This window comes from Streptomyces brasiliensis, from assembly GCF_014647875.1.
Taxonomy (GTDB): domain Bacteria; phylum Actinomycetota; class Actinomycetes; order Streptomycetales; family Streptomycetaceae; genus Streptomyces; species Streptomyces brasiliensis.
Genome location: NZ_BMQA01000123.1, coordinates 1 through 12,844, shown reverse-complemented (window position 1 = coordinate 12,844; position 12,844 = coordinate 1). Strand labels below are relative to the sequence as shown.

11 protein-coding genes and 3 pseudogenes are annotated in these 12,844 nt (G+C 66.5%); 10 read left to right on the top strand and 4 right to left on the bottom strand.

Annotated features, from left to right (window positions below; all coding sequences use genetic code 11):
- Window positions 1-150 precede the first annotated feature (150 nt).
- Complete coding sequence (locus IEZ19_RS47765; RefSeq protein WP_189317633.1) at window positions 151-888, bottom strand: flavodoxin family protein; 738 nt, start codon at window positions 886-888, stop codon at window positions 151-153.
- A 178-nt stretch (window positions 889-1,066) separates the two neighbouring features.
- Here IEZ19_RS47765 and IEZ19_RS47760 point away from each other — a divergent pair, with 178 nt between their 5' ends.
- Window positions 1,067-2,758, top strand: a complete 1,692-nt coding sequence (locus tag IEZ19_RS47760; protein WP_229841673.1) for an acetolactate synthase large subunit — start codon at window positions 1,067-1,069, stop codon at window positions 2,756-2,758.
- 619 nt (window positions 2,759-3,377) lie between these two features.
- Window positions 3,378-3,842 carry a YkgB family protein gene (locus IEZ19_RS47755; protein WP_189317632.1) on the top strand — a complete coding sequence of 155 codons (465 nt, stop codon included), beginning with the start codon at window positions 3,378-3,380 and terminating at the stop codon, window positions 3,840-3,842.
- Between the two features lie 93 nt (window positions 3,843-3,935).
- Here the strand turns inward: IEZ19_RS47755 and IEZ19_RS47750 are convergent.
- Window positions 3,936-4,320: pseudogene (locus IEZ19_RS47750) on the bottom strand (transposase).
- Here IEZ19_RS47750 and IEZ19_RS52905 point away from each other — a divergent pair.
- Window positions 4,264-4,926, top strand: a pseudogene (locus tag IEZ19_RS52905) (transposase); the annotation flags it as partial. The pseudogenes IEZ19_RS47750 and IEZ19_RS52905 sit on opposite strands and share 57 nt — an antisense overlap.
- Window positions 4,927-4,973: 47 nt before the next feature.
- Here IEZ19_RS52905 and IEZ19_RS47740 read toward each other — a convergent pair.
- On the bottom strand, window positions 4,974-5,642 hold the full coding sequence (locus IEZ19_RS47740) for a TetR/AcrR family transcriptional regulator (protein ID WP_189317630.1): 669 nt from the start codon (window positions 5,640-5,642) through the stop codon (window positions 4,974-4,976).
- A gap of 190 nt (window positions 5,643-5,832) precedes the next feature.
- Here IEZ19_RS47740 and IEZ19_RS47735 point away from each other — a divergent pair, with 190 nt between their 5' ends.
- From IEZ19_RS47735 to IEZ19_RS52305, 7 genes and pseudogenes are all read left to right on the top strand, one after another.
- Window positions 5,833-6,381 (top strand): carboxymuconolactone decarboxylase family protein, encoded by a 549-nt coding sequence (locus IEZ19_RS47735; protein ID WP_189317629.1) that lies wholly within the window; start codon window positions 5,833-5,835, stop codon window positions 6,379-6,381.
- Between the two features lie 82 nt (window positions 6,382-6,463).
- The gene (locus tag IEZ19_RS47730) at window positions 6,464-7,288 is read left to right on the top strand and encodes an isocitrate lyase/PEP mutase family protein (protein ID WP_189317628.1); all 825 of its coding nucleotides are present in this window, start codon (window positions 6,464-6,466) and stop codon (window positions 7,286-7,288) included.
- Window positions 7,289-7,346: 58 nt separating this feature from the next.
- Window positions 7,347-7,994: a nitroreductase family protein gene (locus tag IEZ19_RS47725; protein WP_189317627.1), complete on the top strand. Its 648-nt coding sequence runs from the start codon at window positions 7,347-7,349 to the stop codon at window positions 7,992-7,994.
- Between the two features lie 165 nt (window positions 7,995-8,159).
- Window positions 8,160-8,543 (top strand): MmcQ/YjbR family DNA-binding protein, encoded by a 384-nt coding sequence (locus IEZ19_RS47720; RefSeq protein WP_189317626.1) that lies wholly within the window; start codon window positions 8,160-8,162, stop codon window positions 8,541-8,543.
- 233 nt (window positions 8,544-8,776) lie between these two features.
- Window positions 8,777-9,694, top strand: a complete 918-nt coding sequence (locus tag IEZ19_RS47715) for an NADP-dependent oxidoreductase (protein WP_189317625.1) — start codon at window positions 8,777-8,779, stop codon at window positions 9,692-9,694.
- A gap of 279 nt (window positions 9,695-9,973) precedes the next feature.
- Window positions 9,974-10,861 (top strand): SDR family oxidoreductase, encoded by an 888-nt coding sequence (locus IEZ19_RS47705; RefSeq protein WP_189317635.1) that lies wholly within the window; start codon window positions 9,974-9,976, stop codon window positions 10,859-10,861.
- A gap of 107 nt (window positions 10,862-10,968) precedes the next feature.
- A pseudogene (locus tag IEZ19_RS52305) lies at window positions 10,969-11,220 on the top strand (transposase); the annotation flags it as partial.
- A gap of 392 nt (window positions 11,221-11,612) precedes the next feature.
- Here IEZ19_RS52305 and IEZ19_RS47695 read toward each other — a convergent pair.
- A partial coding sequence (locus tag IEZ19_RS47695) for a SpoIIE family protein phosphatase (protein WP_229841672.1) occupies window positions 11,613-12,844 on the bottom strand: 1,232 nt, incomplete at its 5' end.

Here is a 12,844-nt window from a genome sequence, read left to right as displayed (position 1 = left end):
CTCTCCCGACCCCCACCGGGGTCGGCGTCAGGGTGTCCACCACTCAGGGGGAGGTCCCGATGCCGTGCTGGCGGCAGATCTGGGTGAAGGGCCGCCGCCGTATAGTGCGTACCCCTGTCCGTGTGAAACACACTCACCTTCGGTATCCCGCTACCGGTGTTCGGGGTTCTCGTAGTCGTGGCGGCAGCCGGCGTCCCAGGCGGTGCGCTGGTTGCCGTAGGCCGGGATGCCGCCGAGGTCCTTCAGTGCCCGGGCCAGGTGCAGCAGGTTCCAGGTCATGAAGGTGGTATTGCGGTTGGTGAAGTCGTTCTCCGGTCCGCCCGAGCCGGGGTCGAGGTACGAGGGACCAGGGCCCGCCTCGCCGATCCAGCCGGCGTCCGCCTGGGGCGGGATGGTGTATCCCAGGTGCTGCAGGCTGTAGAGGACGTTCATCGCGCAGTGCTTGACACCGTCCTCGTTGCCGGTGATGAGACAACCGCCGACGCGGCCGTAATAGGCGTACTGTCCTGCCTCGTTGAGCAGGCTGGAACAGGCGTAGAGGCGTTCGATCACCTGCTTCATCACGGAGCTGTTGTCGCCCAGCCAGATGGGGCCCGCCAGCACGAGGATGTCGGCGGCTACGACCCGTTGGTAGAGATCCGGCCAGGCGTCCGTTTCCCATCCGTGCTCCCTCATGTCGGGCCACACGCCGGTGGCGATGTCGTGGTCCACGGCCCGTACGACGTCGACGTCCACTCCCTGTGTGTCCATGATGGCGGTGCTCTGGTCGATCAGCCCTTGGGTGTTGCTCGTCTTTGGCGAGCGCTTGAGGGTGCAGTTGATCACCACGGCCCGCAGGTCGTCGTACCGGGCCGGCGGTGCGTCGGTGGCGGGTGACGAATCGGTCACACGGTCCTCCCAGAGCCCGGCCGTCGCTCTGTGCACGGCGGCTCGTCCACTTTGCCCAGCGTGCGGGCCGACCACGGCAGCCGCTACCGTGAGGCCTCCGAATGGCCCCAGGCGGTACACACTCCCGGTCGGAGGCCGACAAGTGGCCGGGGCAGGACGGCGTGCCTACGTTCGTCTCATGGGTACCGAGGGCGCGACCGATTCGCGGAACACGGCAGCGGTGGAGGACGTCGCGCATCTCTTGGTGCGCTGTCTGCGGGCCGAGGGCGTGGAGTACGTCTTCGGGATCCCCGGTGAGGAGAACCTCCGCTTCGTCGACGCGCTGAACGGCTCCGGGATGCGGTACGTCCTGGTGCGCCACGAGCAGGCCGCCTCGTTCATGGCGGAGATCTACGGGCGGCTGACCGGGCGGGCCGGAGTGTGCTCAGCCACCCTGGGGCCCGGGGCGATCAATCTGCTGCTCGGTACCGCGGACGCCATGACCAACAGCGCTCCGCTGGTGGCCCTGGCCGCCCAGGGCTCGCTGCGCCGCATCCACAAGGAGTCGCACCAGGTCATCGACCTGGTGTCGATGTTCGCTCCCGTCACCCAGTGGGCGGCCCGTATCGAGTGTCCGGACGCGGTGCCGGAGATGACACGCAAGGCGTTCAAGATTGCGCAGAGCGAGCGTCCCGGTGCTGTGTTCCTGGCGGTACCGGAGGACATCGAGGCGGAGCACCCCACCGAGCCGCTGCCTCCCTTGCAAATCGACGCGGTGCACGCCGATGCGCCGTCGCCCTCCCAGATCGCACGGGCCGCCGAGGTGCTCATGGCCGCACGGCACCCGGTCGTGCTGGCAGGCCACGGCGCCGCGAGAGCCGGGGCGCCGGCCGCACTGGTGCGGTTCGCCGAGCGGCTGAACCTCCCGGTCGCGACCACTTTCCATGGCAAGGGGGTCTTCCCCGACGACCACCCCAACGTCCTCGGGGCGGTCGGTTTCATGCGCCACGACTACAGCAACTTCGGCTTCGACGCGGCCGATGTGCTGGTCTGCGTGGGCTACGAGATCCAGGAGTTCGACCCAGCCAAGATCAACCCGAACGGCGACAAGCGCATCGTTCACGTGCACCGCTTTCCCGCCGAGGTAGACGCCCACTACCCGGTCGCCGTGGGCGTCGAAGGAGACCCCTCGCAGGCGCTGGACGCACTCGCGGCGGCACTGCCCGACAGCCTCGCCTACGACTCGGGAAGCAGCGAGGAGATCCGAACCCTGCTCGACGAAGAACTCCAGTACGGACGCGACAACGACGCGTTCCCGCTGGTTCCCCAGCGCGTGGTGTGCGACGTGCGTACCGCACTGGACCGCCAGGACATCGTGCTCGTCGACACCGGCGCCGGAAAAATGTGGATGTCCCGTCTCTACCCGACCTACGAACCAGATACCTGCCTAGTCTCCAACGGCTTGTCCACCATGGGTTTCGCACTGCCTGGGGCCATCGCCGCCAAACTGGCACGACCGGACCGACGCGTCCTGGCGATGATGGGTGACGGCTCGTTCCTGATGAACTCCCAGGAGCTGGAGACCGCCGTCCGCGAACGTATCCCCCTGGTCGTCCTCGTTCTGGTGGACCAGGAATACGGCCTGATCACCTGGAAGATGGAACTTGAACTCGGCCGCCACAGCCACACCCGGTTCACCAACCCGGACCTGGTCACCTACGCCGAGAGTTTCGGCGCCCGCGGCTACGCCATCGAGGCCGCCGATCAACTCCTGCCTGTGCTGCGCCGCACCCTCGAAGAGGACACGGTCTCCGTGATCGCCTGCCCCGTCGACTACTCCGAGAACCTGCGCCTGACCGACAGACTGGGCGGTCTTCACAGCCTGTTCTGACCCGACGGTCCAGGACCCGACGCTTGCTGTGTTGAGGCTGTCGGCAGACCGTAACCAGCCTCGCCGGATCCGCAACGGAGGTCCTGCCGACGGAGATGCCCCAAGGACGAAGGGCTTCGTTCTGCTGCCGAAGAGTGGGCGGTGGAACGGAGCAACTCGTGGACGCGCGGGCCCGTCGCAACGCGAGGGACTGTGAGCGGCTGATGGCCCAGATGAATGCCCACATACAGTGGGCTTTCATAACGGTCATGTCAGGCCGCCCGGCCCGGCCTCGCTGCCACCCGGGGCATCGACAGTCACCCCCGCAGCCGTCTGAAGACCAGCGCCAGAGAGTCTTCTTATCCTTCTTAGATTTGAACGCTCAGTTGTCGGCTCGGCGGACGAGATAGCCTCGCGATACCAAGCAGGTAAATTCTTGACATGGTAAGCCACGTGAGAGTGTCGCGTGAGGGTGTCCGGCCGGAACGGGCGAGTCGGAGAGGGAGGGATTATAATAGGGCAATGACCGACATTGAGGCCGGACTGTATCGGGTTGAGGCCTATGCCAAGATCCGTGAAATGCAAAGATTGCCTTTATGTTTTTAGGGGGAGAGATTGCAGGGGATGAGAGGAGAATCTCATGACCGAGCACTTCGCTATCAAAAAACTGCAGTCAGGAGGAGTCATGGCGGCCCGCTACGGGCTTGCGCTGAACCTCCTGAGCATCGGACGGCTGAAGTTCGAACCCTACGAGGTCGAGAATATCCGCCCCCTTGTTGTCTCAAGCCCGCTGCTGAGAAAGCCGTTGAAACGACTCGGAGAGACGAGACTCGCTAAATCCATCGGGATTGCTGAGATTGCGATTGGCGGGATGGTGTCTGCAGGGCGATGGGCGCCAAGAGTTTCGGCCGCAGGAGGTTTGCTTGCCGCTGGTATGTTCTCCATTACACTCAGTTTCCTGGCCACTACCCCTGAGGCTTGGCATGAGCGGGGCCGAGAGCCCAAGCTTTCACCCGCGGGCCAGTTCCTAATCAAGGACGTGGTGTTGCTAGGCGCATCTTTGATCACTGCTGCGGAATCGCTTCGCAGTATTCGACGGCCGTAGCCCGGAACTTCGCCCGGTTCGCGAGCGGGTGCTCCTTACAGCAAGGCCGTTCACGATTGCGACCTGCCCGCTGGAGTTAGGTCTCGCAGAGAATCAACCTGTTGCTTCCCGCGATTCGGCTCGTTGAATGATCAGTCGGCGGAGGTTGAGGGCGGCGGCTCGGGTGTGGAGCCAGGTGTCGTTCTTGGTGGTGCCGCGGTAGCGCAGGCGGCGGTTGCCTTGGTGGACGAGCCAGGCGGCGGCGCGTTCGACGGGTGGTCTCCAGCGGCGGCGGTCGGCTTGCCGGTCGGGGCTGGCTACGGGCTGCTGCCTGGAGGTCGTGGTGCGGGCGGATGGTCAGGATGCGTCCGGCCTTGGCCTTGGTGCACCGTTCGCGCAGAGGGCATCCGGTGCACAGATTCCCGAAGGATGCTTTGCGCTGGTGGTGTTGTCCGCTCGGGTCGGAGAGGGGGACGGTGTGCCCTTGGGGGCAGGTCACGGTGGCGGCGAGGGTGTCGATGGCGGGCCGGTCGCCTCGCCCTCGGCGAGCGCGCTGGCCCAGGCCCGCCGCCGGATCGGCAGCAAGCCGCTGCGGTGGCTGTTCGACCTGCTCAAAGGCCCCGCGGCCGACGTGCGAGCATCGGGGACACGATGGCGCGGCCTGCTGGAGGCCGCACTCGACGGCACCACGCTGACCGTGCCCGACACCCCCGCCATCCTGACCAGGTTCACCAAGCAGGCCGGCAACCACGGCGGCACCGGCTACCCGCAGGTCCGTGTCCTGGCCCTGGTCGCCTGCGGCACCCGCACCCTCATCGACGCCGTCTTCGGCCCCATCACCGCGGGCGAGACCACCTACGCCCCACGGCTGCTGCCCAGCCTGGGCCCCGGGATGATCCTGCTCGCGGACCGCAACTTCGCCGCCCAGAAACTGGTGGCCGCCATCGCAGCAGCCACCGGCGCCGACGTCCTGGTCCGCCTCAAAAACAGCCGCAGGGTGCTAGTCCTGACCCGCTACCAGGACGGCTCCTACCTCTCCGCCCTCGGTCCGCTGCGGGTCCGCGTCGTGGATTGCGAGATCATTGTCACCACCACCGCCAGGAAACACACCGGCCTCTACAGGCTCGCCACGACCCTGCTCGACCACCACCACTACCCGGCGGGCGAACTGGCCGCTTGGAGTACGCCGGCGTCGGGAGTGGTCGCGAAGGTCTGCACGTGGTCGATGGCTGTCTGCAGTGCGTCTTTGAGTGGAGCGATGTCCCGCGCGACCTGGGCGAGGAGTGTGCCGCCCTGGAAGGCGGCGAGGAGCAGATTGGCCAGCCGTGTGGGATCTGCGTCAGCGCTGATGCGGCCGAGTTGCTGCATGCGCTCGATTCCGTCGCGGAAGATGTCCCGCCACCGGTCGAACGCAGCCGCGAGCTCGTCGTGGACGTCGAGGTCCGTCTTGATGATCTCGCTCGCCAGGGAGCCGAGGCTGCAGCCTTCCTGGTAGGCGCGCTCGTAGCCGGCGTAGAAATCCGCCCACGCCCGAAACGCGTCGAGGTTGTCGAAGCGGGCGAATCGCTCGCCGCGGTGGAACGCGAGGACGCGCTCGGCCTGCCAGGCGATCACGGCCAGGACGAGGCTCTCCTTGGTCGGGAAGTAGTGGTTGAGCTGCGATCCGCTGACGCCGGCAGCGCGGCGGAGCTGCTCGTTGTTCGTGGCGTGGACGCCCTTGGTGTAGATGAGCTCAGCGGCCTGCTCCAGGATGCGGGCACGCGTCGCCTGCCCCTTGGACGTGAGCTTGTGAGGCGGCGGAGCTGCCGTAGTGATGGTCATGCTTCACGGTACCCCAGATTGGGCTTGACAGCCCAGAGTCGAGTCGTGTTGACTTCCATGAAGTGGGCTGGGCAGCCCAAAAACTGCCGGGAGAGATCGCAGTCACAACGGGGACTGGACCTCCGAAGCAGTAAGAACCGGCCTGGGCTCGACGCTGACCACTCACACACTCACCGAAGGTTGATTCGCCATGTCACGACTGAACGTTCCCTCTCCTGACGACGTCCCCGACGAGGCGGAGAGCGTCCTGGGCACCGTCGGCGCGCAGTTCGGCTTCGTCCCGAACATGTTCGCGACTCTCGCGTCGAACCCGACCGTCCTCGACGTCGTCATGACACTGCAGGGCGCCTTGAGCCGGGTTCTGGACGCGAAGACGCGGCACACCATCGCGCTGACCGTGTCGCAAGCCAACGGTTGCGATTACTGCCTGGCGATGCACACGTACGTATCGTCCGAACTCGGTGGCATGTCGAGCGATGACATCGACCTGGCCCGGGCCGGGAGTTCGACCGATCCCAGGCGCGCCGCGGTCGCCCGTTTCGCTCAGCAGGTGGTGGAGAGCCGCGGTCGGGTGAGCGACGCCGACCTGGCGGCTGTGCGAGGCGCCGGGTACACCGACCCACAGATCCTGGCGATCGTCACGGTGGCGGTGCAGGTCCTGCTGACCAACTTCATCAACAACGTCAACCAGACCGACATCGACATCCCCGCCATCAGCTCGGCCGGTACGCCCGGCTGATCGCCGGACCCCTTGTCGAGGCCGCGCACACAGCCGGTAAACCCCTCACCGCCCCAAAACGATCACTCGGGAAAGGATCGATATGCCGGGCTCCGAACTCTATGAGAAGTTCATGGCACTGCACACCCGCGACGGTGGCCTCGTCATGCCGAACGCATGGGACGGCCTCTCGGCGCTGATGCTGGCCGATGCCGGCTTCGAGGCGATCGCGACATCATCGGCGGCACTCGCCACCACACTCGGCCGGCCCGACGGGCGTCACGAAGTCACCCGTGGCGAGCACCTCGAGCATGCGCGGCTGCTCGGCCGGCTCACCGGGCTACCCGTCAACGGAGACTTCGAGGACGGCTACGGCGAGACGCCTGAAGACGTCGCCGCGACCGTGGAAGCCGCCGTCGAGTCCGGCCTGGCCGGTATCGGGATCGAAGACACCTCGGGCAATCCCGATCAACCGATCCGCGACTTCGACGAGGCAGTCAACCGCATGCGCAGCGCCGTCGAGGCGGCCAGGGGGCGCATCGTCGTCACCGGCCGCACCGACAACTTCATCCAGGGGCGGCCCGATCTCGACGACACCATCCGGCGTCTGACGGCCTTCGCCGAGGTCGGCGCGGATGTGCTCTACGCCCCTTACCCACCCGACCTCGACGCACTCGTCGCGATCGTCACCGCCGTCGCGCCGACACCGGTCAGCGTCCTCATCTCGCCGGCGGACAAGGTGCTGACCGTCTCTGAACTACAGAAGGCCGGGGTCAAGCGCATCAGCGTGGGTCCAGCGCTCTACACCCACGCAATGGCGGCACTCGAACAGGCCACCAAGGCTCTCGTCGCGGGTGACCTCACCGCCGCGACGACAGGAATCAGCTTCGAGCGCATCAGCGAACTGCTTGCCCGCGGCACGAACTAGCCCAAACCCGCGAACCACCGCTCCTCACCCACTCATCGCAAGAAGAAGGCAGATCGACATGAACCTCAACAAGCTCATGAACAAGCACCTCACCAGGTATTTCGACCCCAGCAAGACCATTCCGGAGGAAACCCTTCAGCAGCTGCTGAGGTTCCTGCGCTCCACGCCGTCATCGGTGAACGTACAGCCCAACCACTTCTACGTCCTCGCCACGCCCGAAGGCAAAGAGCGGCTCGCCAACAACCTGGGCGAACGATTCCAGGACAACGGCGAGAAGATCCTGAACGCGTCGCACACCATCATCCTCACCACCCGGGCAGATCTGCCTGACAGCCACCTCGAGGCGGTGTTCTCGAAGGAGAGGGCCGACGGCCGGTTCCCTGACCCGTCGAAGCAGGAGCTGTGGGAATCAATGACCCGAGACTTCCTCAACCTGCGCAACTACGGCTACAAGGACCTGAACCACTGGATGGAGAAGCAGACCTACATGGCGGTGGGCCTGACCATGATGGCGGCCGCTGAGCTCGGCGTCGAGGCCACGCCGCTGGAGGGGTTCGACCCGACCAGTGTCGACAAGGCGTTCAAGATCCGCGAGACCGGGCACAGCACGACGGTGCTGCTGGCCCTCGGCTACCCCGACCCTGAGAGGGTGTACACCACGCCGATCTCGCGATTCGACGCCGACCAGCTGTTCACCTTCATCTGAACACCCGCCCGGAAACCAAGACCCACAACACATAGAGCTCATAAACGATCTTGTTGAGGTTGCCGGCGTGCGGGCGCCGCCGTTCGTGGCGGCCACACGGGAGGCGCCACCTTGGGCCTTGGCCGGGCGGTCAGGGCACTCGGATCGACAGAGGAGTTGATCACCTTGGACGGACAGGAGCTGCAGAAGATCGCGGGCGACTGTACTGTGGGACTGCCCGGCGTCGACCTGGAGCATCGTTCCGGCCCCGACTGGAAGCTCTACAAGGTACGCGGCAAGGTCTTCATGCTCATGACCGACATGCCGGGGCACCCCGTCGTGATCCTGAAAGCTGATCCCGACGACGCCGCAGCCCTGCGTGAGCAGTACGCGGACATTACCCCCGGCTATCACATGAACAAGAGGCACTGGATCACGGCGGAAGGCGGGGGCACCATCGACGAGAAGCTAGTGAAGGAGCTCGTGATCGACTCCTACCGTCTCGTCGTCGGCGGGCTTCCCAAGTCCGAGCAGCCCGTGGATCCGCACACCTACGGCCGCCGCGCCTGACCTTCGTCATGCCCATCAGCGGCGAGAGGCTCCAGGACGGAGCGCGCTACATGGCACTGGCGATCGGCCACCGACTGGCGCAAGTACCCGAACCGCCACGCACACCAGGCCCATGACCTGCGAATTCACGATGCACGCGGCTCATTGGCCTGCAGCCTCATCTGCTGGAGGCGGCTGGAGAAGCACCGCTCGTGATCGTGTTACGAGCTCATACGAGGAAGGGGACGATCCCGATGAAAGCCATTGTGCTTACCGACCAGGCCGCGGGAACGGCCGGGATGACGCTGACGGAGCGGCCTGAGCCGCCCGCAGCGATCAACGACGTCATCGTTCAGATTCATGCATCGGGTTTCGTCCCGACTGAGATGGAGTGGCCGTCGACCTGGATCGATCGCGGCGGCCGTGACAGGACTCCGTCGATCCCCGGTCACGAGCTGGCCGGAGTGGTCACCGCCGTCGGCTACGGCACGACAGGGCTGTCGGTAGGGCAGCGGGTGTTCGGCCTCGCCGACTGGCACCGCGACGGCACCCTTGCGCAGTACGTGGCGATCGAAGCACGCAACCTCGCGCCGCTGCCCGGCGACGTCGACTTCACGGTAGGCGCGTCCCTGCCCATCTCAGGTCTGACCGCGTGGCAGGGGCTGTTCCAGCACGGCCGCCTTCAGGCCGGCCAGACCGTCCTCGCCCATGGCGCAGCCGGGGCAGTCGGGACGATGGTGACCCAACTCGCACGTGAGGCCGGGGCTTACGTCATCGGCACCGGACGCGCCGCCGACCGTGAGAAGGCACTCGACTTCGGCGCGCATGAGTTCGTCAACCTCGAGAACGACGCGCTGAAAGACGTCGGGGGTGTCGATCTGGTCTTCGATGTCATCGGTGGTGACGTTCAGAGGCGGTCCGCTGCCCTGATCAAGGCCGGAGGAACGCTGGTGTCCGTCGTCGGCCCGGTCGAGGCGCGGCCCACTGACGGCCTGGCGGTGGACTTCGTTGTCGAGGCCGATCGTGCCGAACTGGGTGAGATCGTGCAGCGGGTGCGGGACGGACGGCTGCGGACAAACATCGGTGACGTCGCGAGGTTCGATGATGCCATTGGTGCCCTTAACCCGACCACGCGACGCAGCGGGAAGACAGTCATCCGCGTACGCCCGTAGGGAGTGGATGGCCACAGTCCGACTGGCTGGTCATCCTCACGGTGCCGAGATGAAGCGGCTCGGCCGCGACGCCGCCGAACTCACGGCGCTCGCCGACCACTTGTTCGCCAACCGCCTGGTGCTGGAGATGCTCGCCGGCCCCCTCGCGGAATGTACGACCCCAGCGGGCACGGCAAGCTGCTGCTCGCATTCTTCGCGGCGGTGGCGGAGACCGAGCGGGAGAACATCCGCGAGTTCTTGTCCTGGACGCAGCGTCGCAGAAGTCATCTGGAGCCTCCCATGCGCGTGTTCGTCACTGGAGCCAGCGGCAGCATCGGCTCAGTTGTCGTTCCTGAACTCATCGCCGCTGGTCACGAGGTCCTCGGCCTCGTCCGTTCCGATGCCGCGGCTACGGCCGTCGCCGCCGCTGGCGGGACGCCGCTCCGCGGCGGCCTCACCGACCTTGACAGCCTCCGCGCTGGTGTCGCCCAGGCCGATGGTGTCATCAACCTGGCCTTTAGCAACGACTGGAGCAACTTGGAGCAGGGCATCGACGAGGAAGCGCGTGCCGTGCAGACCCTCGGGGCCGCACTCGCAGGCAGTGACAAGCCGTTCGTGCATGCCGGCCTCACGCCTATGGTGCCAGGCCACGCCTCCACCGAGGAGGATCCCGACACCACCAACGGTCCGGTCGGTGGCCGCGGCCGCAATTCCGACGTGGTGCTGACCCTGGCCGCCCAGGGCGTCCGGTCCTCTGTCGTGCGGCTGCCACGCTCAGTGCACCAGCGCGGGTCGGCATACGGCTTCTGCTCGGTGCTCATCGCCGCCGCGCAGAAAACGGGCGTGTCAGCGTACGTCGGCGACGGCACGCAGCGCTGGCCAGCGGTCAACCGGCTTGACGTCGCTCCGCTGTTCCGCATCGCACTCGAGAACGCTGCGCCGGGCACGGTCCTGCACGCGGTAGCCGACGGGGGCGACACCTTGAGGTCGCTGGCCGAGGCTATCGGCGGCGTTCTCGGTGTGCCGGTCGAGTCGGCGCCGCCTGAGCGCTTCGGCCTCATCGGTCGCGTGTTCGCCCTTGACATGCCATCGTCGAGTGCACTGACCCGGGAACGGTTCGGCTGGGAGCCCACCCACCCGAGCCTGATCGCCGACCTCGCTGCCGGCGACTATCCCGCCCTGGGCTGAAACCCTCGGGATGCCGCCGGGACCGACCGCGAGAACGACGGAGCCCTGCTCCCCGTGGGGTGGACACCATGACAATGGATCTCGTTGGTCCAGGGAGGGATGTCCAGGTGGGACGCCAGTCTCCGTATCCGGAGGAGTTCAGGAAGGATGCCGTCGCCTTGTATCGGGTGGCGGGCGGTGGGCGCACGTACGCGGCGGTGGCGGCCGACGTGGGCGTGACCGGCGAGACGCTGCGCAGTTGGGTTCGGCAAGCGGATGAGCTGGCCGGCCGCGGTACACGCGCTGATCAGACCGGCGAGGGGCGGGACGGGGAGCTGGTCCGGCTGCGGGAGGAGAACAAGCGCCTGCGCAAGGCGGAGGCCGACCGCCGCCTGCGCTGGGTCTTCTACCTCTCCGCACAGAGCACCATGATGTATCCGGGTGCGTCCAGAGACTTCTACCTGCGTAAACGGGCCGAGGGACTGCGTTACGTCCAGGCTGTCTTGGCCCTCGCACGACGCCGCGTCGACGTGCTGTGGGCCATGTTCCGCGACCAGCGCATCTACGTACCTGCCCCACCGTCACCCGACCCGGCAGGCAGATGAAACCACCGTACTTCCTGGAGCTTGACAGGTCATTGAGAGACGTCAAGTTCCATGTACAGCATCACGAGACACTAGCGCCGTCCGTACCCAGCTCCGCTCCGTCAGGGGTCTCGGGCATCGGTCGGTATGGAAAGGCTCGCGGCCTGCGCTCCGCGTGGTAGCGGACATCATCCTGTACGTCGGATGACCAGTACGGCCATATCGTCGATATGGCCCACCGCGACGGCTGCGTCGAGGATTCGGTCGGCAGTCGCCTCGGCGTCCAGCCCGTCGTGGAGGGCTTCGCCGGCCAGTGTTCCGATCAGCTCCAATCCGGCATCCAACGTCAAGCTTGGCCCTTCCACCACGCCATCGGTGACCATGACCAGCGCGTTGTCCCTGTCCAGGGTGAAGGTCACCCCGTGGTAGTCGGTGTCGGACACGACTCCCAGGACCGGGCCGCCCGGCAACTCACAGACGTTGTGGCTGCCGTCTTTGTGCGCGTACAGCAGCGGCACGTGGCCGGCGCTGGTACCGGTGACCTGGCCGTCGTGTGGATCGATGTGCAGCATGGTGCAGCTGGCCAATCGTGCGGTGCCCATCGCGATGAGCAAGTCGTTGGTGCGTGTCAGCACGGTTCCCGGATCTGGTTCATGGGCGGCGATCGCGCGCATGGACGAGCTCACTTGTCCCATGAAGGCGGCGGCGTCCACGTCGTGCCCTTGGGCGTCGCCGATCTCCAGGGCGATCGCGCCGTCGGGCATGGCGAAGGCGTCGTACCAGTCGCCGCCGATGTCGAGCCCGTCCTGGCTCGGTCGGTAGCGGGCGGCGACCTCCAGGCCCGGGAGGTGCTCAGGCAGCGTGGGGAGCATGGTCTGCTGGAGCGCCGTGGCCAGCTCGATTCGTGCTTGTTGCAACCTGATGCGCTTCAGTGCCTGGCCTGCCAGGTCCGTCAGAGTACTGATGAGGGCACGCTCGTGCGGGGACCAGTGGTGCTCACTGTCGTAGGTGACCGACCAGGCTCCGACCGGTTGTTCGCCCAGCGGGCTGAGGGGACTGACCACGGCAGCGAAGTCGGCCCCGAGCTGGTCGATCCACGGCACCGCCTGGGCGGCGGGGTCCGGAATGGCAGTTCGGTGTCGGCGTTTCAACGTCCGTCCCTGGATGGCGTGTTGGCGCATGAGCCGTTCGACACGTTTGCGGTTGACGACCACGCCGCCCGCGCGGAGCTCGGCGGTGATCCGCTTGGCCCCGTACGTCTTTCCGGACTCTGCGTGGGCCTTGCGTATCCGTCGGGTGAGTGCGGCGTCCGCGGCCTGTTTCGCGGCGCGGGCCGGGGCGGTCTTCAGCCACCGGTAGAACCCGGACCTCGACAGGTTCAGCACGGTGCACAGCCGCTTCACGCCGTAGGCGCCGCGGT

Bases quoted from the DNA above. Each gene is read 5' to 3' on its own strand.
- IEZ19_RS47760 (WP_229841673.1), top strand. From the start codon at position 1,067: ATGGGTACCGAGGGCGCGACCGATTCGCGGAACACGGCAGCGGTGGAG.
- IEZ19_RS47755 (WP_189317632.1), top strand. From the start codon at position 3,378: ATGACCGAGCACTTCGCTATCAAAAAACTGCAGTCAGGAGGAGTCATG.
- IEZ19_RS47740 (WP_189317630.1), bottom strand. From the start codon at position 5,642: ATGACCATCACTACGGCAGCTCCGCCGCCTCACAAGCTCACGTCCAAG.
- IEZ19_RS47735 (WP_189317629.1), top strand. From the start codon at position 5,833: ATGTCACGACTGAACGTTCCCTCTCCTGACGACGTCCCCGACGAGGCG.
- IEZ19_RS47730 (WP_189317628.1), top strand. From the start codon at position 6,464: ATGCCGGGCTCCGAACTCTATGAGAAGTTCATGGCACTGCACACCCGC.
- IEZ19_RS47725 (WP_189317627.1), top strand. From the start codon at position 7,347: ATGAACCTCAACAAGCTCATGAACAAGCACCTCACCAGGTATTTCGAC.
- IEZ19_RS47715 (WP_189317625.1), top strand. From the start codon at position 8,777: ATGAAAGCCATTGTGCTTACCGACCAGGCCGCGGGAACGGCCGGGATG.
- IEZ19_RS47705 (WP_189317635.1), top strand. From the start codon at position 9,974: ATGCGCGTGTTCGTCACTGGAGCCAGCGGCAGCATCGGCTCAGTTGTC.